The sequence below is a fragment of the Alteromonas sp. H02 genome (genome assembly GCF_059682525.1).
Genome location: NZ_CM185021.1, coordinates 5,269,277 through 5,290,912 on the forward strand (window position 1 = coordinate 5,269,277; position 21,636 = coordinate 5,290,912).

At 48.6% G+C, this 21,636-nt stretch carries 18 protein-coding genes and 3 rRNA genes; 7 read left to right on the forward strand and 14 right to left on the reverse strand.

What is annotated here, in order from left to right:
• Positions 1-11: 11 nt before the first annotated feature.
• Positions 12-1,041, reverse strand: a protein-coding gene (locus AC566Q_RS24305; protein ID WP_499612094.1) for an IS630 family transposase whose coding sequence is annotated in 2 segments (ribosomal slippage) — positions 12-588 and positions 587-1,041 — 1,032 coding nt in all. Because the reading frame shifts where the segments join, the coding sequence is not laid out codon by codon here.
• A gap of 143 nt (positions 1,042-1,184) precedes the next feature.
• Between AC566Q_RS24305 and AC566Q_RS24310 the strand changes: the two genes are divergently transcribed.
• Positions 1,185-2,228, forward strand: a complete 1,044-nt coding sequence (locus AC566Q_RS24310; RefSeq protein ID WP_499612096.1) for an IS110 family RNA-guided transposase — start codon at positions 1,185-1,187, stop codon at positions 2,226-2,228.
• Between the two features lie 558 nt (positions 2,229-2,786).
• On the opposite strand, the gene rrf is transcribed toward AC566Q_RS24310, so the two are convergent.
• From rrf to AC566Q_RS24330, 4 genes are all read right to left on the reverse strand, one after another.
• Positions 2,787-2,902 (reverse strand): 5S ribosomal RNA (gene rrf, locus AC566Q_RS24315).
• A 219-nt stretch (positions 2,903-3,121) separates the two neighbouring features.
• Positions 3,122-6,081, reverse strand: a 23S ribosomal RNA gene (locus AC566Q_RS24320).
• Positions 6,082-6,543: 462 nt separating this feature from the next.
• Positions 6,544-8,077: ribosomal RNA gene (locus AC566Q_RS24325) — 16S ribosomal RNA — on the reverse strand.
• Together the 16S, 23S and 5S rRNA genes form the textbook arrangement of a ribosomal RNA operon.
• 508 nt (positions 8,078-8,585) lie before the next feature.
• Positions 8,586-9,203 (reverse strand): UDP-N-acetylglucosamine 2-epimerase, encoded by a 618-nt coding sequence (locus tag AC566Q_RS24330; protein ID WP_499612098.1) that lies wholly within the window; start codon positions 9,201-9,203, stop codon positions 8,586-8,588.
• A 161-nt stretch (positions 9,204-9,364) separates the two neighbouring features.
• Here AC566Q_RS24330 and AC566Q_RS24335 point away from each other — a divergent pair, with 161 nt between their 5' ends.
• Complete coding sequence (locus AC566Q_RS24335; protein ID WP_499612099.1) at positions 9,365-10,321, forward strand: IS1595-like element ISAma5 family transposase; 957 nt, start codon at positions 9,365-9,367, stop codon at positions 10,319-10,321.
• On the opposite strand, the gene AC566Q_RS24340 is transcribed toward AC566Q_RS24335, so the two are convergent.
• Complete coding sequence (locus tag AC566Q_RS24340) at positions 10,297-10,656, reverse strand: hypothetical protein (protein ID WP_499612100.1); 360 nt, start codon at positions 10,654-10,656, stop codon at positions 10,297-10,299. The two genes, AC566Q_RS24335 and AC566Q_RS24340, sit on opposite strands and share 25 nt — an antisense overlap.
• Before the next feature lie 185 nt (positions 10,657-10,841).
• Between AC566Q_RS24340 and AC566Q_RS24345 the strand changes: the two genes are divergently transcribed.
• Positions 10,842-11,384 (forward strand): gamma carbonic anhydrase family protein, encoded by a 543-nt coding sequence (locus AC566Q_RS24345; protein WP_499612102.1) that lies wholly within the window; start codon positions 10,842-10,844, stop codon positions 11,382-11,384.
• Between the two features lie 4 nt (positions 11,385-11,388).
• Here AC566Q_RS24345 and aroE read toward each other — a convergent pair whose 3' ends face one another.
• Positions 11,389-12,204, reverse strand: a complete 816-nt coding sequence (gene aroE / locus AC566Q_RS24350) for a shikimate dehydrogenase (protein ID WP_499612103.1) — start codon at positions 12,202-12,204, stop codon at positions 11,389-11,391.
• Here aroE and AC566Q_RS24355 point away from each other — a divergent pair.
• Positions 12,203-12,649, forward strand: a complete 447-nt coding sequence (locus tag AC566Q_RS24355; RefSeq protein ID WP_499612105.1) for a group II truncated hemoglobin — start codon at positions 12,203-12,205, stop codon at positions 12,647-12,649. The two genes, aroE and AC566Q_RS24355, sit on opposite strands and share 2 nt — an antisense overlap.
• A gap of 69 nt (positions 12,650-12,718) precedes the next feature.
• Here the strand turns inward: AC566Q_RS24355 and AC566Q_RS24360 are convergent, their stop codons facing one another.
• The 7 genes from AC566Q_RS24360 to AC566Q_RS24390 all read right to left on the reverse strand — a co-directional run bounded on the left by AC566Q_RS24360 (position 12,719) and on the right by AC566Q_RS24390 (position 18,634).
• Positions 12,719-13,402: an OmpW/AlkL family protein gene (locus AC566Q_RS24360; protein ID WP_499612107.1), complete on the reverse strand. Its 684-nt coding sequence runs from the start codon at positions 13,400-13,402 to the stop codon at positions 12,719-12,721.
• Between the two features lie 151 nt (positions 13,403-13,553).
• A complete protein-coding gene (gene hemF, locus AC566Q_RS24365) occupies positions 13,554-14,477 on the reverse strand; it encodes an oxygen-dependent coproporphyrinogen oxidase (RefSeq protein ID WP_499612109.1) in 924 nt (307 codons plus the stop codon).
• A 2-nt stretch (positions 14,478-14,479) separates the two neighbouring features.
• On the reverse strand, positions 14,480-15,043 hold the full coding sequence (gene tsaC / locus AC566Q_RS24370) for an L-threonylcarbamoyladenylate synthase type 1 TsaC (protein WP_499612111.1): 564 nt from the start codon (positions 15,041-15,043) through the stop codon (positions 14,480-14,482).
• 10 nt (positions 15,044-15,053) lie between these two features.
• On the reverse strand, positions 15,054-15,620 hold the full coding sequence (locus AC566Q_RS24375; RefSeq protein ID WP_499612113.1) for a DNA topoisomerase family protein: 567 nt from the start codon (positions 15,618-15,620) through the stop codon (positions 15,054-15,056).
• A gap of 26 nt (positions 15,621-15,646) precedes the next feature.
• Positions 15,647-16,123 carry a DUF494 family protein gene (locus AC566Q_RS24380; RefSeq protein WP_105935458.1) on the reverse strand — a complete coding sequence of 159 codons (477 nt, stop codon included), beginning with the start codon at positions 16,121-16,123 and terminating at the stop codon, positions 15,647-15,649.
• A gap of 277 nt (positions 16,124-16,400) precedes the next feature.
• Positions 16,401-17,510, reverse strand: coding sequence for a DNA-processing protein DprA (gene dprA, locus AC566Q_RS24385; protein ID WP_499612115.1), 1,110 nt, complete (start codon positions 17,508-17,510; stop codon positions 16,401-16,403).
• A 44-nt stretch (positions 17,511-17,554) separates the two neighbouring features.
• On the reverse strand, positions 17,555-18,634 hold the full coding sequence (locus AC566Q_RS24390) for a LysM peptidoglycan-binding domain-containing protein (protein ID WP_499612117.1): 1,080 nt from the start codon (positions 18,632-18,634) through the stop codon (positions 17,555-17,557).
• 199 nt (positions 18,635-18,833) lie between these two features.
• Between AC566Q_RS24390 and def the strand changes: the two genes are divergently transcribed.
• Genes def through rsmB form a run of 3 tightly spaced genes read left to right on the forward strand, consistent with a single transcriptional unit; the run spans position 18,834 to position 21,621 of the window.
• Positions 18,834-19,343 (forward strand): peptide deformylase, encoded by a 510-nt coding sequence (gene def / locus AC566Q_RS24395; RefSeq protein WP_105935456.1) that lies wholly within the window; start codon positions 18,834-18,836, stop codon positions 19,341-19,343.
• Positions 19,344-19,354: 11 nt separating this feature from the next.
• The gene (gene fmt / locus AC566Q_RS24400; protein ID WP_105935455.1) at positions 19,355-20,320 is read left to right on the forward strand and encodes a methionyl-tRNA formyltransferase; all 966 of its coding nucleotides are present in this window, start codon (positions 19,355-19,357) and stop codon (positions 20,318-20,320) included.
• Entirely contained in the window at positions 20,317-21,621 is a 1,305-nt protein-coding gene (rsmB, locus tag AC566Q_RS24405; RefSeq protein ID WP_105935454.1) for a 16S rRNA (cytosine(967)-C(5))-methyltransferase RsmB, read from the forward strand. Before fmt ends, rsmB begins: the two co-directional genes overlap by 4 nt.
• Positions 21,622-21,636: the final 15 nt, after the last annotated feature.

The following is a 21,636-nucleotide window of genomic DNA, read 5'->3' on the forward strand; positions in this document are numbered from 1 at the left end:
AATTGCATTAATTAATTGACCAAATTTGTCCACTCTCTCCAACAGAGATTTTTGACTCGCTCAACATCCGCAATGAATGTATTCCAGGCACGAGAGACCTGTTCTACTATTTCTTCGTAACCTCGAAATACCCGGTTTGATAAGCAACGCTGCCGTAGCCATTGCCATACCTGTTCCATCGGGTTCAGCTCCGGAGAATAGGCTGGGAGTTTTACGAGACTGACGTTGGTAAATGGGCTGGCCGTGTCGAATGTATGCCAGCCAGCGCCATCCATCACAACAACGGCATGACGCCCAGTCTCTGTCGCTTCGCTGATCAATTTCAGATGCTGCTTCATCACCTCTTTATTGACAAGAGGGCTGATAAGCGCCTGGGTATTGCCATTGCTCGGACACACCGCACCAAAGATATAGCCATAATCGAATTGCTGTTGCTTTACCACTCTTGGTCTGCTGCCCTTCGCAGCCCATATTCTGGACGTCTGATTTTGCTGACCGAATCGTGCTTCGTCTTGGAACCAGACGTCAACGCGATCCAGAGGGAGATGACCTGGAGTGTGAAGGATCGTTTCCAACTGGAAGTTTTTTAAAAGTATCTTGGGTTTGCTGTGATTGTTTAGGGTGTTTAGAGCGGCTGGTTATCCAACTGAAACCGACCGTATCCATGATGCGGTATACGTTTCGCAACTGATAGTCGATTTGGAAGGTGTCGCTAATGTATTGTCGTACATCCTGTGCAATCAAACGACCTCCCTCCTTTTTAACCGCGTTTTCTTCAATAAAATGTGCGACCTGTTCTCGCTGAGAGACGGAGAGCTGGCAGGGTCTACCCGGACTAGGTTTGGATTGCAGGCCTTCAAGTCCGTGAGCCAGATAGTTGGATACCCATGTATTAACACTGCCTCTGGCAACCCCAAGGTAAGCGGCTATCTGAGTACGTGTTTCTCCTTTCTTGAAATGATACAAAGCTAAATAGCGGGTCCGTAATTGGCCGTTGGATGTCTGCTTTGCTAATTGTTTAAAGTCGTCGGCGGTATGCATATGAAAATCACTCGAATATGAATACTGCCATTAGATCAAACTTTTAAGGCAATTGGTATAAGCACTGCGTGCTTTCCGATGTATGGACTCCTCCCTCCGAGGGAGGTAAGTTATTTCTTGCACAAATAAACAGGAGTCCATACATGTATCAAGATAACGTAATTGCCCTGGATTTAGCAAAGAATGTTATTCAGGTTTGTATTTTAGATAAGCAAAACCAGATTAAATCGAATCGAGAGTTACGCCGTCAGCAGGTGCTTGGCTGGTTAGCCAAACAATCCCCTTCTGTTGTTGCCATGGAGGCCTGCGGCAGTGCTCATTACTGGGCGAAGCAGGCGCGGGCATTGGGCCATCAGCCTGTGTTGTTATCAGCCCGCTTCGTGAAGAAGTTCGTAGAAGGCCATAAAACAGATAAAAATGATGCGATAGCGATTGGCATTGCGGTACGACAACCTAGCGTAAAACCGGTGGCCATAAAAAGTAATGACCAGTTGGCCCTGCAAGCACTCGAGAAGATGCGTCAGCACTATCAGGATGTGGCGATTGCCACCAGTAACATGGTTCGTGCCATCGTGTATGAGTTTGGCATGGTGATACCACAAGGAGAGAAAGCCTTCCGGGAACGTATCCCCGATATTCTGGAAGATGCTGAGAATGGTTTACCGATGATGCTTCGAGTGCCGCTTCATCAACAATATCAGTTCTGGATAAGTTTAAAGCAACAAGTCAGGGAGGCTGAAAAGCAGCTCCGCGCTCAACTAAAAACACATGAGCAATGTAACGAATTACAGAAGCTCGATGGCGTGGGGCCGGTCAATGCCCTGAACCTGTACCTCGCACTCGGGACGCGCGGTGAAGCCTTCAAGAACGGCCGTGAGGCAGCCGCCTGTATTGGCCTGACACCCAAACAACATAGTAGCGGAGGAAAAGTCGTGATGCTGGGTATCAGTCAGCGCATTGCCAAAAAGCAACTCAGGGCCAACCTTATTCAGGGCGCCCTGGCCAAAATAAAAGTCGTCGCCAAACGAGCGCCACGAAATACCCGCGAAGTCTGGATGAAGCAATTAATTGAACGGCGAGGAATACGGCGAGCCGCCGTGGCATTAGCCAATAAAACCGTCAGGATGGCCTGGGCCATGGTGCACTACCAACAGCCCTATCAAGCCCCTGAGTCTGTAGCAAGTTAACCAGGTTCTGCAATACCAGTAATGCGACGTTAATCAGGTCAGACCGTCCCCCAAGCGCCTGTTCATCCCGGCGGTTGGTAAAACCTTGATTCCGTAAAAGGCATGGGGGAGCGAGCACATCAATGGACAAGGCTAGCTACCTGATAAGAGTCCGAATATACGCACGCATCTCACACCTGACAGCATCGCAAAATAGGTATTGCATGACAAGAGGAGTCCATATACGGGATGACGGTGATGTGGTGTTCCGATGACGATTCTTTCTTTTATCTGCGTTATATCGGTGTGCAGAAACGAAAAAAGCCCACTCAAATGAGTGGGCTTTTTTCTTAATTGGGAGCCCCGTAGCCGGCGCGGGCGGTGTTCTACTCTCACATGGGGGCGGAGAACGGTTTCAAGCAAGCAAACCGTTTTGCTTGCTCCGTTCGGAGCGGCTTCGCCTCTGGCGAAGACTGGGGGCCCCCTTCGGGAACGGACGACCGCGAAGTAGAACTTTCAGTTTTACTTAAACGAAAAAAGGCCGACCTTCATGGTCGACCTTTTTCGTTTCAATTAGGAGCCTGGCGGTGTTCTACTCTCACATGGGGAGACCCCACACTACCATCGACGCTAACGTGTTTCACTTCTGAGTTCGGAATGGATTCAGGTGGGACCACGTCGCTATTGCCGCCAGGCAAAGTCGTGCAAAATTGAGTGCTTTTCTCGACTTTTGCGCAAGGAGGACAAACAGTACTCTCAGGTGCCTGTTCATCAGCCTTATTTAAACTTTTAATTGTTTTAACAATTCTGGAAATACTGATATGTATTCAATCTATCGAGTAACTACTACTCTCTCTGACTTAATTAGTCAGCCATTCCATCAACATCTAAATGTAAAGCCATTTAGGCGTTGTATGGTTAAGCCTCTCGGGCAATTAGTACAGGTTAGCTTAACGCCTTGCAACGCTTCCACACCCTGCCTATCAACGTCGTAGTCTACAACAACCCTTCCAGAACTTAAGTTCAGGGATGACTCATCTTGGGGCTCGCTTCCCGCTTAGATGCTTTCAGCGGTTATCGATTCCGAACTTGGCTACCGGGCAATGCCTTTGGCAAAACAACCCGAACACCAGCGGTTCGTCCACTCCGGTCCTCTCGTACTAGGAGCAGCTCCCCTCAATCATCCAACGCCCACACCAGATAGGGACCGAACTGTCTCACGACGTTCTAAACCCAGCTCGCGTACCACTTTAAATGGCGAACAGCCATACCCTTGGGACCGACTTCAGCCCCAGGATGTGATGAGCCGACATCGAGGTGCCAAACACCGCCGTCGATATGAACTCTTGGGCGGTATCAGCCTGTTATCCCCGGAGTACCTTTTATCCGTTGAGCGATGGCCCTTCCATACAGAACCACCGGATCACTATGACCTACTTTCGTACCTGCTCGACGTGTCTGTCTCGCAGTTAAGCTAGCTTATGCCATTGCACTAACCTCACGATGTCCGACCGTGATTAGCTAACCTTCGTGCTCCTCCGTTACTATTTGGGAGGAGACCGCCCCAGTCAAACTACCCACCAGACACTGTCCGCAATCCCGATAAGGGACCTACGTTAGAACATCAAACATACCAGGGTGGTATTTCAAGGACGGCTCCACAGAAACTAGCGTCTCTGCTTCGAAGCCTCCCACCTATCCTACACAAGTAGGTTCAATGTTCAGTGCCAAGCTGTAGTAAAGGTTCACGGGGTCTTTCCGTCTAGGTGCGGGTACACAGCATCTTCACTGCGATTTCAATTTCACTGAGTCTCGGGTGGAGACAGCGTGGCCATGGTTACACCATTCGTGCAGGTCGGAACTTACCCGACAAGGAATTTCGCTACCTTAGGACCGTTATAGTTACGGCCGCCGTTTACCGGGGCTTCGATCAAGAGCTTCGCTTACGCTAACCCCATCAATTAACCTTCCGGCACCGGGCAGGTGTCACACCCTATACGTCCTCTTTCGAGTTTGCAGAGTGCTGTGTTTTTAATAAACAGTCCCAGCCACCTGGTCACTGCGACCCCCGACTGCTTAAGGAGCAAGTCCTATCACAATCAGGGGCGTACCTTCTCCCGAAGTTACGGTACAATTTTGCCGAGTTCCTTCACCCGAGTTCTCTCAAGCGCCTTAGTATTCTCTACCTGACCACCTGTGTCGGTTTGGGGTACGGTTTACATAATCATAAGTTTAGAAGCTTTTCCTGGAAGCAGGGCATCAACAACTTCACCACCTTGGTGGCTCGTCTCACGTCTCAGCCTTAAGAAACCGGATTTACCTAATTTCTCAGCCTACTCGCTTTCACTTGGACAACCAACGCCAAGCTTGCTTAGCCTTCTCCGTCCCTCCATCACTGATTATATAAGTACGGGAATATTAACCCGTTTCCCATCGACTACGCATTTCTGCCTCGCCTTAGGGGCCGACTTACCCTGCCCTGATTAGCATGGGACAGGAAACCTTGGTCTTCCGGCGTGCGGGTTTTTCACCCGCATTATCGTTACTCATGTCAGCATTCGCACTTCTGATACCTCCAGCAAACTTCACAGTTCACCTTCAGCGGCTTACAGAACGCTCCCCTACCCAGAGGACATCCTTAACCCCACTCCACTGTGATGAAACGCTTTAACAGCAGGTCGCTTCGCGACGTTGCTGTTAGCTTACATCGAAGTAGTGTTAAGTGATGTCCTCTGCCGCAGCTTCGGTATATTGCTTAGCCCCGTTACATCTTCCGCGCAGGCCGACTCGACTAGTGAGCTATTACGCTTTCTTTAAAGGGTGGCTGCTTCTAAGCCAACCTCCTAGCTGTCTGGGCCTTCCCACATCGTTTCCCACTTAGCAATATTTTGGGACCTTAGCTGGCGGTCTGGGTTGTTTCCCTCTTCACGACGGACGTTAGCACCCGCCGTGTGTCTCCCGGATAGTTCTCTTTGGTATTCGGAGTTTGCAAAGGGTTGGTAAGTCGGGATGACCCCCTAGCCTTAACAGTGCTCTACCCCCAAAGGAATTCGTCCGAGGCTCTACCTAAATAGATTTCGGGGAGAACCAGCTATCTCCCGGTTTGATTGGCCTTTCACCCCCAGCCACAAGTCATCCCCTAACTTTTCAACGTTAGTGGGTTCGGTCCTCCAGTTGATGTTACTCAACCTTCAACCTGCCCATGGCTAGATCACCGGGTTTCGGGTCTATACCTAGCAACTAGACGCGCAGTTAACACTCGCTTTCGCTACGGCTCCCCTAAACGGTTAACCTTGCTACTAAATATAAGTCGCTGACCCATTATACAAAAGGTACGCAGTCACCCCTAAAGGCTCCCACTGCTTGTACGTATACGGTTTCAGGTTCTATTTCACTCCCCTCACAGGGGTTCTTTTCGCCTTTCCCTCACGGTACTGGTTCACTATCGGTCAAATAGGAGTATTTAGCCTTGGAGGATGGTCCCCCCATCTTCAGTCAAGATAACACGTGTCCCGACCTACTTAATATGTAAACAAAGCAGCTTCATGTACGGGGCTATCACCCTGTTTCGCCCAACTTTCCAGAAGGTTCCACTACTACTTTGCTTATCGGCTGCTCCCCGTTCGCTCGCCGCTACTAAGGGAATCTCGGTTGATTTCTTTTCCTAAGGGTACTTAGATGTTTCAGTTCCCCTCGTTCGCCTCTACACCCTATGAATTCAGGTGCAGATACACATAAATGTGTGGGTTTCCCCATTCGGACATCTGTGGCTCAAATGCATTTTGTCAGCTCACCACAGCTTTTCGCAGACTTACACGTCCTTCATCGCCTCTATTTGCCAAGGCATCCACCGTATACGCTTAGTCACTTAACCATACAACCCTAAATAGCTTCCCAGGTTACCCTGTTCGTCGTAGCCACTGCTTATTCACATGAGTGAGGAATAAGGTGAACTACCGTACAACACTATCCAAAGGATGCGACATCCTAAAAGGATGGATAACGTTGTGCCTTACCTCCGCCTTTTTATCCGGAGTCAGGTGTGCATCTAAGCACCGTTGTATGCATGACTGTCTAATCAAATTACATTGCTGTTTTCACAGCGCCGTATGTCAAGTAGAGAGTAGTCTTGAAAGAACATCTTTCGATATTCTCAGTTACTCAATATTGATTGATTACTAATATCAGCTTTCCAAATTGTTAAAGAACGGTTTGCCAAAAAACATTGCGAAGCAATTTCTTTTGGTATTCGTTACTCCCCTTCATACATCGTATGATGGCGAAATAACAAAACAATCTGTGTAGGCACTGCATCAAGTCGTCCAACGACTTTACGTAAGGAGGTGATCCAACCCCAGGTTCCCCTAGGGTTACCTTGTTACGACTTCACCCCAGTCATGAAACACAAAGTGGTAATCGTCCTCCCGAAGGTTAGACTAACTACTTCTTTTGCATCCCACTCCCATGGTGTGACGGGCGGTGTGTACAAGGCCCGGGAACGTATTCACCGCAGTATGCTGACCTGCGATTACTAGCGATTCCGACTTCATGGAGTCGAGTTGCAGACTCCAATCCGGACTACGACAAGCTTTAAGGGGTCCGCTCCACATCACTGTCTCGCTTCCCTCTGTACTTGCCATTGTAGCACGTGTGTAGCCCTACACGTAAGGGCCATGATGACTTGACGTCGTCCCCACCTTCCTCCGGTTTGTCACCGGCAGTCTCCTTAGAGTGCCCAACTAAATGCTGGCAACTAAGGACAAGGGTTGCGCTCGTTGCGGGACTTAACCCAACATCTCACGACACGAGCTGACGACAGCCATGCAGCACCTGTGTCTGAGTTCCCGAAGGCACGAAACTATCTCTAGTAACTTCTCAGCATGTCAAGTGTAGGTAAGGTTCTTCGCGTTGCATCGAATTAAACCACATGCTCCACCGCTTGTGCGGGCCCCCGTCAATTCATTTGAGTTTTAACCTTGCGGCCGTACTCCCCAGGCGGTCTACTTAGCGCGTTAGCTTCGCTACTCACGAATTAAATTCACAAACAGCTAGTAGACAGCGTTTACGGTGTGGACTACCAGGGTATCTAATCCTGTTCGCTACCCACACTTTCGCACATGAGCGTCAGTCTTTGGCCAGGGGGCCGCCTTCGCCACTGATGTTCCTCCAGATATCTACGCATTTCACCGCTACACCTGGAATTCCACCCCCCTCTCCAAGACTCTAGTCTGCCAGTTCTAAATGACCATCCCAGGTTGAGCCCGGGGCTTTCACATCTAGCTTAACAAACCGCCTGCGTGCGCTTTACGCCCAGTAATTCCGATTAACGCTCGCACCCTCCGTATTACCGCGGCTGCTGGCACGGAGTTAGCCGGTGCTTCTTCTGTTGTTAACGTCACAGCTGGCAGGTATTAACTACCAACCTTTCCTCACAACTGAAAGTGCTTTACAACCCGAAGGCCTTCTTCACACACGCGGCATGGCTGCATCAGGGTTTCCCCCATTGTGCAATATTCCCCACTGCTGCCTCCCGTAGGAGTCTGGGCCGTGTCTCAGTCCCAGTGTGGCTGATCTTCCTCTCAGAACAGCTAGAGATCGTTGCCTTGGTAAGCCTTTACCTTACCAACTAGCTAATCTCACTTGGGCCTCTCTTCAGGTGCGAGCTAAAAGCCCGCTTTGGTCCGTAGACGTTATGCGGTATTAGCAGTCGTTTCCAACTGTTATCCCCCTCCCGAAGGCAAGTTCCCAAGCATTACTCACCCGTCCGCCACTCGTCATCTTCTAGCAAGCTAGAAATGTTACCGTTCGACTTGCATGTGTTAGGCCTGCCGCCAGCGTTCAATCTGAGCCATGATCAAACTCTTCAATTAAATATCGAAATTTTGAATTGTCGTTGTTGACACTCTTAATGAGTGCCCACACAGATTGTCTTGTTATAAATTGTTAAAGAACAGTGCGAAACCCTTGACATCTTTACGATAATTTTAGCTTTCGCTGCTTCAGGCTTTAATGTTTAGCCCCGAAGCGGGATGCGTATATTACGCTCTTTATTTTCAGTGTCAACAACTTTTTGAAATTTAATTTCGAAGGCTGTCACTCAAAACCACTTCAACTTTGTTTACTCAACCTCGCTGAAGTGAGGCGCGCATTCTACGCTGATGGCTTTCTGTGTCAATGCTTTTTTTGAACTTTTTCAAACATCGCATTTGGCTGAAAGCCGCTTCCAATAAGGCCTTAGGCGTTATTGCCGGGTTAGCGTTTTAGCGCGTTCCCCGTCGAAGTGGGGCGCATTATAGAGAGTTGAGGTTACACGTCAACGGTTATTTTCAAAAAACTGTAATATTTGTTTTAATAGGTTATTTATGCAGCAAAATGGGGTTATTTCCAGTACCCGTGCTTCTTTCTTAACTGAAATTTGCGCCATATTCCGGGCTTATGGGGCTTAAGCTTTCCTTTATAATGCAGAATGAAGTCATCAATAGCGTCTAAAACCCGTTCACAGTTATGCCCGTCCCGGTATCTTTCATGATGATCAACATATTTATTGATAGCTGCCATTAATTCCGGCGGTCTTTTTAATGCGGTATCAACACCCTGCTCTATTTGGTCGGTATTGTTCACATCAATCAAATGAGGCCCCGGATTAGTGTTACGGTAGGTGACAACCGGTTTGTCCTGCATCATAAATTCGAGAATGATAGATGAGCTGTCACATAACAATACACTCGCTTCATTGACACTTTCCAAATCAACATTATGCAGGTATCTGACGTTCTCTAACGAATTCGCTAATTGCTTATAACGTTTAACGATTTCAGAACCATGTAATTTAGGATGAAACGTGAGTACCCAGTTCCACTCCCGTTCTTTGGCTAATCTCTCGATAGTTAAATACACAGCCTCAGCAGAGCTAATACCTTTAGTAAACGTTGTGCCATATAAAATAGTAGGCGGGTTGGTGGCCGGCGCCTGCTTACCATTAATATAGGTATCCACTTTACACCAGCCGGTTTCATAAGCCTTAAAGCTTCCATGTTGTTGTTCCAGAAGCTTATACGGTTTTGTACTGCTCGGTCCCTGCGTACAAATAACATCAAGGCTATGTTCTGCTAAATTGTTGCTATACTGTATATGGATACAGTTATTGAGGGTTAATCATGATCCCAGCACAATTTAGAAAGCTTATAGCCGAGTTAGAACACTTAACAGATAGCCAAACCCGTTATGTTGAGAAGCTGCTGAAAGGCACTGATAGCGTCTCACAGTTGATAACAGAGCTTGAGGAGCGGATGGTTGAAAACCCTGAGTGCCCGCACTGTCATAGCTCACTGATCAATCGGCACGGCAAGGTAAACAAGATGCAGCGTTATCGCTGCAAGAACTGCGGCAAAACCTTTGTAGCGACAACGGCGACACCGCTAGCTCGACTAAGATACAAAGAGCTGTGGTTAGAATATATTCGCTGTATGCTGGACAGTAAGCCATTGCGTAAATGTGCCGAAGAATGTGGTCTCCACCTTGAAACATCGTTCAGGTGGCGGCATCGATTCTTGGCGCTACCATCAGCACTGAAGGCGAGCAAACTAGAAGGTATTATCGAGGCTGACGAAACACTTTTTCCCTACTCAGAGAAAGGCTCAAAACGGATGACTCGTCAGCCCCGCAAAAGAGGGATGAAAGCGAAAAAACGAGGGCGTTCAAAAGATGACTGGGTGCCCGTTTTAACGGTCAGAGACAGAGCCAAGAATACGTATGAGGCCGTAGTGCCAAGTGTTACATCGGCAACTCTGCATCAGGAGCTAGCAGGAAAATTAGAGAAAGACAGTGTGTTATGTAGTGATGGATATAAGCCCTACATAGCTCTTTCTGAGAAAAATGATTTAATACACAAGCGCTTAGACGTGGCGGGAGGTGTTAAGGTGATAGATAAAGTCTTTCATATTCAGAATGTTAACGCCTATCACAGTCGTCTGAAAGCGTGGATAAAACGGTTTCACGGAGTCGCCACAAAATACCTAGAACATTACCTTGGTTGGTTCAGGTTTATGGATAACCCAGAAAACCTTAACGGAAACAGGCTCTTTTCGATTCAACAACAGTTAATCCGAACATAGCCATCATCAAACCAGCCCCTGATCCGAAAGTGTGAGTCTTCCTGGTAGGTTTTCTCCCCACGTTTACCAATAAAGTAACCATGAAATACGCCTACTTTAATCCCTGGGATAAAATGATAGATGTAATTACCAGGAGTAAGCGTGGCATCGGGATTATAGGCAACAAGCTCCTCAACCGTTGCCAGTCTTTTTTCATCGGGACGTAATAGATCTTCACATTCCGGTTCTAAATACCATGCAACTTCGCCACCGCGCTCTTTAATCTCAGACTGGATTGGTCGTAATATAGAATAAGCGTAAGGTAATGCGGCAAACAGAACATAGCGCTTTGACATGGACTCTCCGTAGTAATAACTAAGACTTAATACGATATTGTATCAGTATTCATTTTTTATCGAGTTTCAATCTGACCACACATCGATAAGAATGTTCTTTATAAACGTTGTGATTCGAATATTTGCGCAGTAAATGCTTATAATGGATCTCTTCCCCTACAACACATCATCTCAAAGAGAATTAAATGCAACAAACAATTAGCAGCTTTAGAGGAATGACACCTGATATTGGTCAGGGAGTGTATATTGCAGACTCAGCACGCTTAGTGGGTGAGATAACTATTGGTGAAGACAGTAGCGTCTGGCATATGGTCGCCGCAAGGGGCGATGTTAACTATATAAAAATAGGCGTACGTAGCAATATACAGGACGGCACTATTCTTCATGTTACCCGTAAATCAGCCGGCAATCCTGAGGGTAATCCTCTTATTATTGGTGATGATGTTACGGTAGGACATAAATGTATGTTGCATGGCTGTATATTAGGAAATCGTATTCTGGTAGGAATGGGCGCTATTATAATGGACGGTGCCGTTGTAGAGGATGATGTGTTTATCGGCGCTGGTACACTGGTTCCGCCGAATAAACGCCTGGAAAGTGGTTATTTGTATGTTGGTAATCCTATGGTACAAAAGAGGCCGTTAAAAGAGGCAGAAATAGCCTTCTTAAAACAATCTGCCATTAACTATGTTGAGCTAAAAGACGACTACCTTGCTGAAGGTGCGTAGCCCCCTAGCGGTTACGCAGGTGTTCAATAACACTGCCCGTTGACGGCTGTTTGCCAGTCCAGATATAAAACGCCGCGGCAGCTTGCTCGACAAGCATACCCAGACCATCCAGTTGCTTTGCGGCACCCAGTTGCTCAGCATGGGCCATAAATACCGTCGAAACATTATCCTTTGAGTACACCATATCGTAAGCGAGCTTGCAGTTAGCCAGCACTTCATCAGGTACGCTGGGTAGCGTTCCGGATAAACTGGCAGAGGTAGAGTTAATCACCACATCGTAATTTGCCAACAGTTGTTTAGGGTTAACTGCTGTTACCTTTGGGTTATTGGCATCTTCAGCAATGGCCTGAGCTTTTTCTAAAGTTCGATTAAGAATGTGCAGGTTTTCAACGCCGGCATTTAGCAGCGGATGGACAACACCACGGGCAGCGCCACCGGCGCCTAACAGCAACACTTTGGTACCTTGCAGATTTAAGCCGTTATTGGTGAGGTCTGCCACCAGACCAATACCATCTGTATTGAAAGCACATAACTCGCCCTCTGCGTTACGCATCAGCGTATTCGCGGACCTGGCCATTACTACCGCATCATCTTTATGCTTCGCCATGGCGCAGGCTCTTTCTTTAAAAGGGACGGTAACGTTGCAACCTGCCGCTTGTGGTATAGCGAAAAAATTGCCGATGGAGGCTTCAAAGCCCTCTAATGGGGCCTCTATTTTCTCGTAGCTGATATCCTCAGCACAGGATTTAGCAAACATTTGATGAATGGTTGGTGATAAACTCTGAGCAATTGGATTTCCAAATACGGCAAACTTTTTCATGGGACTATTATCGAAACTGGGTATGGGAAAGAAAACTTCGGACAACAATACTGGTGTTACTACCCCCTATCAAGCAATAGGTGGAGAAAATACCGTCATGCAACTGGCGAATCGGTTTTATGACATTATGGAAACTGACCCTATGGCGGCGGAACTTTTAGCCATTCACCCGCAACCACTGGATCGTATCCGTCATGTTTTCTTCCTTTACCTTACCATGTGGCTGGGTGGCCCTAACCAATACGAACAGGAACGTGGCCATCCCCGGTTAAGGGCCAGGCACCTGCCCTTTACCGTTACTCCAAAGCTAAAAGCACAATGGATGTATTGCATGCGCAAGGCTATGTATGAATGCGTTAACGATATGAATATAGCCGATCAGTTGCTAAAGGCATTGGATCAACTCGCCGACCATATGGTTAACCGTGAAGACGAAGCCGTATAAAAAAAGGCCCTTCAATGAAGGGCCAACAGGCAGTGCAAAAACACAAGGTGAAACTGATAAAACTATTTTTTAGAACTTATAACCCGCAGAAATAGTAAATACATAAGGGTCAATATCCACGTCTACGCTGCCTTTTACATCAGCAACGGTGAACTCTGCAGTGGTGTCGATTTTGATATAACGGGCAGAGGCATTCAGAGACCAGTTTTCATCGATTTGATAATCAAAACCTACCTGCGCGGCTAAACCAAAAGAGTTATCCAGGTCCAGATCCGTAAAAGTTTGATCTTCGCGGGCACCGGTGAATTCTTCGTCGAAGAAAATGGTGTAGTTAACCCCCACGCCAACGTATGGCGTAAAGGCACTGTTAGTATCAAAGAAGTAAACCGCGCTAAGAGTGGGTGGCAGTTGTGTAACTTCTGCCAGTTTGCCGTCACCTAATCCCAGACCATTGTCTGCAGTATCGATAAGGGTAACGTCATGGCTAAATGGTGTGGCAGCCAGTACTTCAAGGCCCCAGTTAGAATCCAGCATGTAAACCAGGTTCAGGCCAAGCTGAGTGTTAGAATCGACTTCTACGCCCATTCCTACGTTGCCACCCAGGGCATCTACATTAACGTTGCTTGAATCGTCGTTTGGTGAAACAGAAGTTAAACCTGCACGAACAATGATGTCGCCGGCTTCATAGGCAAATGCTGAAGGCGCAGATACTAGTGCGGCTAGAACTAGTGTAGCTAATGCTGATTTTTTCATTGTGTATTTTCTCATTCGTTTAAGTTGATGGAGGCTAATGTACGCCTCCTGACAAATAAAAATTTGATCTAAAACAAGTTTGAAAATACGTTTAAAAATCTGCGGATTAAGGTTGATCTACGTCAAAAGATACTGGCGCAAAAGCTCGCTTTTACCATTGATGAGGAGTAAGCCAGTCCTGCAGTTTGGCTTCCGGTGACCCCGCAGGCGCGGCAAAACCATACTCCCAGCGCGCAAGTGGCGGCATAGACATAAGGATTGACTCGGTTCGTCCGCCTGTTTGTAAACCAAACAAAGTACCGCGGTCATATACCAGATTAAATTCTACATAACGTCCGCGCCGGTAAAGCTGGAACTGGCGTTCACGCTCACCATAAGTATTGTTCTTACGTTTTTCTATAATCGGCACATAGGCATCCAGGTACCCATTGCCCACAGCCTGAATGTAAGCAAAGCACTGCTCAAAATCCCACTGGTTGAGGTCATCAAAGAATAACCCGCCAACCCCACGGGTTTCGTTACGATGTTTAAGATAGAAATACTCATCACACCACGCCTTGTGCTCGGCATAAACGGTGTCGCCGAATGGCTTACAGATCTTCTTCGCGGTGTTATGCCAGTGCTGCACATCTTCTTTAAAGGGGTAAAAAGGGGTTAAGTCGAAACCACCACCAAACCACCAGATTGGCGTCTCTCCCTCTTTTTCGGCAATAAAGAAACGCACGTTAGCGTGCGAGGTAGGAACATAAGGGTTATGGGGGTGAATCACTAAAGACACACCCATGGCCTGAAAACTACGACCAGCCAGTTCAGGGCGCGAAGCCGTTGCTGAGGCAGGCATTTGGTTGCCATGCACGTGAGAAAAGTTTACTCCCCCCTGCTCTATTACCGCGCCGTTCTTAATCACCCGCGAGCGACCACCACCCCCTTCTTGCCGCTCCCAGGCATCTTCTACAAAGTGTCCCTTGCCATCGGCCAGTTCCAGGGTGTGACAGATATTGTCTTGCAAAGCCAGTAAAAACGCTTTAACCGACTCAATCGCCTGAGGCGTATCCTTTAAGGGGGTAATACTCATGTTTAATTCCGAATGGTGGTACCGGTTAAGGCATCTTTAATAGTTGACGGTTGAGCGGCTCCGCCTACCAAACCTTCCACATAGTGAACACTGTTAGCAAAATAACTGCGGGCTTCTTCTGTGGTTCTGGCTGGTTCCTGCCCGGTCAGGTTAGCGCTGGTCGACACAATAGGACGGCCGAGTTTGTTACACAGCGCCCGTGCCCCTTCGTGAGCGGTAACCCTGACGGCGATAGCATTGTGCTCGCCGGTCAGCCATTTTGGTGCCGTAGCAGACTTAGGCAATAACCAGGTTACCGGGCCAGGCCAACAGGAAAAAATACTGAAGCGTTTATCCTGGGGAATGGCATTATCGTTTACATAAGGCAGCAGTTGTGAATAGTTGGCAGCGAGCAGAATAAGGCCTTTTTCTACCGGGCGCTGTTTTAGCGCCAGCAACGACATAACAGCCGCCTCGTTATCGGGGTCACAACCAATGCCCATCACCGCTTCAGTGGGATATACCATGAGTTGGCCACTTTCAAACGCTGCTACATCAGCATCCTGATGAACGGAATCAACGCTCATTTGTTACCTCTTATTCTGCTTCTTGTTCGCTTTGTGCTTCTTTATAGCCACATAATGGCTGCGGGCACACTAAACGCCCCTTCTTTTCGACCAGTATAGCCCATCCGCAATCCGGACAGGACTTCTCAACCGGCGCGAAATTTACCACATAACGGCATTCAGGATAACGATTACAGGCAAAAAAGCGCTTACCGTATTTATTGGTGCGATCGAGCAGGTGTCCTTGTTGGCATTTAGGACAGGTAACAGAGGTATCGGTTTGCGGTTTAGCATTTTCGATATGATGACAGGCAGGAAAGTTAGTACAGCCGATAAACATACCGTAACGGCCTTTTTTGATGGCCATGGACGAGCCACATTCAGGGCAATGGCTGTCTTCTATCACTTTTAATGTGGTTGTTTGATTATCATGTAAAGGCTTGGCGTAGTGGCAATCGGGATAGCCACTACAACCGATAAACGGGCCTGACTTGCTGTTTCTGATGCGCAACTCTTTCCCACAGTCCGGGCATGGCCCGTACTGATGTTCTAAAGCGTGCTCATGCGCTTCGAACAGTGAATGATCAATCTTCGACACAGCCCTACACTTCGTAATCTTTATGATTAGTGCAGTATACCGTCATGCTCTTCGAATAACAGATCTTCCATCTGCGCGTAGGCATTTTCTTTGCCCGGCACATTAAACAACACCATCAAAACCACCCACTTAAGGTCTTCTAAACAGAATTCAGGCGAATCTATCTCCATGACTCTGTCGATGACCATTTCCCGTGTGGACGCATCCAATACGCCAACCTGCTCAAGGAACAATAAGAAACCCTGACATTCAACATCCAGGCGCATTTGTTCCTGCTGCGTATAAATACGGCTCAGGCTGCTGGAGATGCCTTTACAGAAGTAGGGGTTAATATCAGTTTCTTGCAGCGCGGCGAGTTTTTCCAACCAGGCGAGCGCTTTGTATATCTCATCGTGATGAAATCCTGCGCGGACCAGCTCTTCGGTTAGTTCATCCTGATCGACGCGAATTTCGGTTTCACTATGGATGAAGTTTTCGAAGAGATACATGAGGATATCGAACATAGCATTTTCCCCCTCAATTTGAAGTAACCACTAAAAGGTGATTACCTAACCTCGCAAACTCTATTGTAGTGGTCTGGTCTTTTTTCAAGTCTCAAGACCAGTTTTGCGTACGGTGTCGATGCAAAAAAGCAAAGCATCTAAGTTCAACTTATCTAAAAATACGGATAATGCCAAGCTTTGGGTCGACTTTTTTTCGATTAACTAAAGCATTACCCTGCAAGCGGTTGACTCTCATACAAAATAAGGCTTGCCGCTAACTAGTCCGAAAGCTGAGACCTTAACTACCAACAGGCCCCATAGCTCGGGTATAACCGCCGGGCACTGCCACTATCCGGCCCTGAAGCTCAAGTTCCACCAGCCTGGGCATTAAGCGATTAACTGACAGACCGGTCTTCTCAACCAGGTAGTCTATATTTATCGGCTCACCGGCAAATTCTTTTAGTATTGGTTCATCATCGTCATCTTGCTGATGATTGCCACCTTCTCTCTCTGAGTCTTTTACCACCCAACCCAACTCCTCGCAAATATCGCCGCTGCTGGTGACCAGCCTGGCGCCTTGCTGAATAAGGTAATGAGGTCCCTCGCTGAGTGGATTGTTTATGTTGCCGGGCGTAGCAAATACATCGATACCCATGTCTGCGGCCAGATTGGCGGTAATCATGGAGCCACTTTTAATGCGCGCCTCAATCAACAGTACCCCGCTCGACAGCGCGGCAATTAAGCGGTTTCGCCGAGGAAAATGGTATGGCTTAACCGTTTCCCACGGCGGAAACTCCGACACCAGACATCCACCGTGTTCAACCAGGCTCAAGGCCAGGGCCTGATGGCTGCGCGGGTAAATGCAGCCCAGCCCGCCACCAAGAATGGCTACGGTGCGCCCTGAGGTAGGATAGGCGCCCTGATGAGCCGCGCCATCAATACCGAGCGCCAGACCGCTGGTAACCGTTATGCCTGCGTCGCCCAGCTCCTTTGCCAGGCGACGCGCTGTATTTAAACCGTTGATGGTTGCCTTGCGGCTTCCCACAATAGCCAGCTGCGGCGCTTTCAGCAACCCCGCATTGCCGTGGCAGAAGAGTAGTAAAGGAGGAGAATCAAGCTGCTTTAAGCGCTCCGGGTAAGCTGCATCACAAATGGCGATAATCTGATTGAGCGGGTGTTGGCAAAGCCATTGTTTAATCCGTTCAATCTCATCGCCGGGACTGTTGATAAGGGCTATTTCATTAGGCTTGAGGCCACACTGACTAAGTTCTCTAACCGGCAGACTGAATAGTTGCTCAATGGTTAATTCGAAATGGGCCAGTAGCGCAAGCCAGAATGCGGGCGATCGTTTTTTAATTAAGCTCAGACGTAGCCAGTGCTGACTAAATGGTGATAGTTGGTTTTGCATTCACACTCCCGTTCTCGGTACTGAGACGGGAGTGTCAGTACCGGTTATGGCTGGGCGACAATGTTGCCGGTTCGAACCATGTCACTGGCCCGGGTGATAATGCCGTAGCTGGCATTAGTGAAGGTACTGAAGATAATCAGCTCACCCACTTTTAAAGCAGGCTGATGAACCGTACTGCCATCATCGAAAACACTTACTACTACCTTGCTTTCGGTTGAGTATTTTGGCTCATCACCATCAATGATCACCGGCCCCTGCTGATAAATGCCCATCACAGTGCCCGGCGCAATCTCATCTTCACCCAAGTCCACGATGACCACATCATATTTACCCAGCAGCTCGTACTGGTGCAGGTTACCTACAATAAACGCACGCTGAGACTCATCCGCTGGTTGCAACGCCATGTCGCCGGCGGTTTTCGGCTCACCAAAGAGTAACTTGTCACCACGCTTGGCTTCTGAGTTAGACCCGTCAATTTTCACCAGCCACTCGCCTTCGGCGCGATCTTCCACCATGCTCGCGTCGGCGATATGGTGAATTTGTACACCCAGCTCGTTGCCATCAAGGTCTTCAATTGTAGATTGCTTGCGGATCACGCGATACTGATCTCTGGCACGGCCGCTGCGACGACTCATTACCAGGTCTTCGTTAACAAAACGAATAGAGGCGTTCTTGTTGCCCAGTAAATGCGGCAGGATTTCGTACTTGCCGGAATCGAGAATTTCATGATGCTGAATATAAGGTTCGATAACCGACCAGGGTAACAGATTAATCGGTTCGCCCTGCTTCACCGTACGGTTGGCATTGGGAGATAGGGTGACCTGCGTTTTTTGCCTGACTACGTCGAGTACCGGTTCACCGTCGACGATGCGTAAAATCAGCACATCACCAGGGTAAATAAGATGAGGATTCAGAATTTGCGTATTGTTGCGCCACAGTTCCGGCCACAACCAGGGCTTATCCAGAAAGATACCGGCGATATCCCACAGTGTATCGTTCTTCTTAACCGTATAACGGGTTGGCGCATCGGGTTTGACCTCCAGCGCCAGCGCACAACTCGCACCGACCCAAAGCATCAGTCCAGCCAGTATGGCCGCCCATTTTTTTGCAATTTTTAACATCATATCCCCTCGCCAGTAACGTCTCGCAGCCAGCCCTATGCTTGTATTATTAGATCACAATCCCCAATAATTCAGTATAGAAGCGATTAATACTGCATGAAAACGTGCTTTAAGCTAGAATACTGCCTGTTAAGGCAGGATAAATAGCATCATCGGCCTTAGCGTATAATTCTTAATACAGAAAGAGTGTAAATATCGACAGATGGCAATATTAGACGTATTACAATTCCCCGACGAGCGCCTTCGTACAGTGGCTAAGCCCATTGATGAAGTCAACAGCGAAATTAAACAACTCGTCGCTGACATGTTTGAAACCATGCGCGAAGAAAAAGGCATCGGCCTGGCTGCAACGCAGGTTAACAGACACGTACGCCTGGTAGTCATGGACGTCTCCGAAGAGCAGAAAGAACCGCGGGTATTTATTAACCCCGAAATCGTTAACAAAGAAGGCTCAACCATCAGCGAAGAAGGCTGTTTGTCGGTACCGGGTAACTACGCCAAGGTAGATCGTGCCGAGAAAGTCACGGTAAAAGCCCTCGACGGCGAAGGCGAGCCTTTCGAGCTGGAAGCAGATGGCCTGCTGGCAATTTGTATTCAACACGAACTGGATCATCTCGATGGTAAGTTATTTGTAGATTACTTATCGCCCCTCAAGCGCCAGCGTATTCGCAAGAAACTCGAGAAAGAAGCCCGTCTGGCCGCTAAAGCCTGAGAGAAAGCCCTGTGACCAAGCCACTGAATATTGTTTTTGCCGGTACGCCGGACTTTGCGGCTACCCATTTAACTGGCTTGCTCAACAGCCAGCATAATGTGATAGCGGTATACACCCAACCAGATCGTCCCGCCGGACGTGGCAAAAAGCTTACCCCAAGCGCCACCAAACAGGTGGCCGAGGCGCACAATATCCCTGTGTACCAACCTGTTTCGTTAAAAAATGAAGAAGCTCAACAAGAACTCGTCGCGCTGAAGCCCGATATTATGGTAGTGGTCGCCTACGGATTACTGCTGCCCAAAGCGGTACTGGATATACCGACGCGCGGCTGTATTAATGTGCATGGCTCTATTTTGCCACGCTGGCGTGGTGCAGCGCCTATTCAGCGCAGCATCTGGGCTGGCGATAAAGAAACCGGCGTAACCATTATGCAAATGGATGAAGGGCTGGATACCGGCGCTATGTTACACATTGCCAGATTGCCAATTACTGATTCAGATACCAGTGCCACGCTGTATTCCAAACTGGCAGAAATTGGCCCGCGGGCCCTGGTAGATGTGCTGGATAATTTTGATTCCCTGAATGCCGAACCGCAACAGGAAGACAGCGCCACCTACGCTAAGAAGCTCAGCAAAGAAGAAGCGTTTCTTAACTGGCAGGAGCCGGCCGAACAATTAAGCCGCAACGTACGGGCATTTAATCCCTGGCCGGTTTGCTGGAGCCAGGTTAACGGCAAGAATATTAAAGTCTGGCAGGCGTCTGTTAGCGAACACGCCGTTGCCAGTAAAACGCCCGGCACCATTCTGGCTGCGGATAAATCAGGCATAGTGGTAGCCACCGGCGATAAAGCGCTGTGTATTGAGCAGTTGCAGTTGCCCGGAAAAAAGCCCATGGCCATTCAGGACGTGCTCAATGGTTATCAGGAATGGTTTGCGGTAGGCAGCGTCTTGCCGCGTGAGCCTGGGCAAGCACAATGAAACTGCCGGCTAAGGTCGACCTTCGCGCCGATACCGCCTGGGTTATCTTTCAGGTACTTGAACAGGGAAAATCCTCCCGCGAAGCCTTAGCCATGGCACAGGCCAGACACAGCAAACAAGATGCCGCCTGGCTACAGGAAATGGCAATGGGCGTATTTCGTCATTTGCCACAGTTACAGATTTGGCTTCGAGAGCTACTTGAGCAGCCTCTTAAGGGCAGTAAGAAGATCCTTGAACATGTGATTTTGCTGGGTTTTTATCAGCAGGCTTACAGCCGCGTGTCTGACCATGCCGCCGTTGCGGCAACGGTTAACGCCGCGGAAGTGCTCGGCGGTAAAGGTCTTAAAGGACTCATTAACGCCATACTGCGAAACTTTCAGCGTCAGCAACTGGCCGAACAGGTTAGCGACAACCCCATTATTCGGTCAGGTTTGCCTAAGTGGCTCTACAAACGCCTTGCTAATGCCTACCCGCAGAAGTTGGAAAGCCTGTTGAGTGGTATGAATCAGCCTGCGCCTGTCTGGCTCAGAGTAAACCAGCTGCAATGTACGCAACCAGATTACTGTAATGCCTTAACAGAAGCTGGCATTCGCTTTGCACTCTCTGAAGAACATCCGGATGCCGTGCTCCTGCTCGACAGAACGCCAATAACTACCCTGCCAGGCTTTGCCGAAGGCTGGTTCAGCGTACAGGACGGTGCAGCACAGCTGGCAGCGCCACTTCTGGATGCTCAGCCAGGCGAACGTATACTGGATTGTTGTGCCGCCCCTGGTGGTAAGAGTGCCCATATTCTGGAGCGCACCGCCGGGCTGGCGGAGCTGATTGCTTTAGACAGTGAAGCATCCCGCCTTAAACGGATGACCGAAAATTTACAGCGTCTGCAGATACACGCAAACTTAGTCTGCGCCGACGCGGCAGAGGTAAATAGCTGGTGGGACGGCAAACCCTTCGACCGCATCCTGTTAGATGCGCCCTGCTCTGCTACGGGCGTTATTCGCCGCCATCCGGACATACGCTGGCTCCGTAAATCAGCCGATATTGAGGCGCTACAAACGCTGCAGTATAAAATTCTGGCCAACCTGTGGCGTACGCTCAAACCCGGCGGTACGTTACTTTATGCTACCTGCTCTGTGCTGCCGGTTGAAAACACAGCGCAGATTAGCCGCTTCCTGCAAGAGCACAGTGATGCGCAGTTACTGCCAATCCAACCGGGGGAAACCATTGAGCAGCCAGGGCGGCAAATTTTGCCCGGCGAGCAACAAATGGATGGTTTCTATTATGCTAGGCTGCTAAAGTCTTAATAACCAAGATTAAAA

Bases quoted from the DNA above. Each gene is read 5' to 3' on its own strand.
- AC566Q_RS24310 (WP_499612096.1), top strand. From the start codon at position 1,185: ATGTATCAAGATAACGTAATTGCCCTGGATTTAGCAAAGAATGTTATT.
- AC566Q_RS24335 (WP_499612099.1), top strand. From the start codon at position 9,365: ATGATCCCAGCACAATTTAGAAAGCTTATAGCCGAGTTAGAACACTTA.
- AC566Q_RS24340 (WP_499612100.1), bottom strand. From the start codon at position 10,656: ATGTCAAAGCGCTATGTTCTGTTTGCCGCATTACCTTACGCTTATTCT.
- AC566Q_RS24345 (WP_499612102.1), top strand. From the start codon at position 10,842: ATGCAACAAACAATTAGCAGCTTTAGAGGAATGACACCTGATATTGGT.
- AC566Q_RS24355 (WP_499612105.1), top strand. From the start codon at position 12,203: ATGGGACTATTATCGAAACTGGGTATGGGAAAGAAAACTTCGGACAAC.
- aroE (WP_499612103.1), bottom strand. From the start codon at position 12,204: ATGAAAAAGTTTGCCGTATTTGGAAATCCAATTGCTCAGAGTTTATCA.
- AC566Q_RS24360 (WP_499612107.1), bottom strand. From the start codon at position 13,402: ATGAAAAAATCAGCATTAGCTACACTAGTTCTAGCCGCACTAGTATCT.
- hemF (WP_499612109.1), bottom strand. From the start codon at position 14,477: ATGAGTATTACCCCCTTAAAGGATACGCCTCAGGCGATTGAGTCGGTT.
- tsaC (WP_499612111.1), bottom strand. From the start codon at position 15,043: ATGAGCGTTGATTCCGTTCATCAGGATGCTGATGTAGCAGCGTTTGAA.
- AC566Q_RS24380 (WP_105935458.1), bottom strand. From the start codon at position 16,123: ATGTTCGATATCCTCATGTATCTCTTCGAAAACTTCATCCATAGTGAA.
- dprA (WP_499612115.1), bottom strand. From the start codon at position 17,510: ATGCAAAACCAACTATCACCATTTAGTCAGCACTGGCTACGTCTGAGC.
- AC566Q_RS24390 (WP_499612117.1), bottom strand. From the start codon at position 18,634: ATGATGTTAAAAATTGCAAAAAAATGGGCGGCCATACTGGCTGGACTG.
- def (WP_105935456.1), top strand. From the start codon at position 18,834: ATGGCAATATTAGACGTATTACAATTCCCCGACGAGCGCCTTCGTACA.
- rsmB (WP_105935454.1), top strand. From the start codon at position 20,317: ATGAAACTGCCGGCTAAGGTCGACCTTCGCGCCGATACCGCCTGGGTT.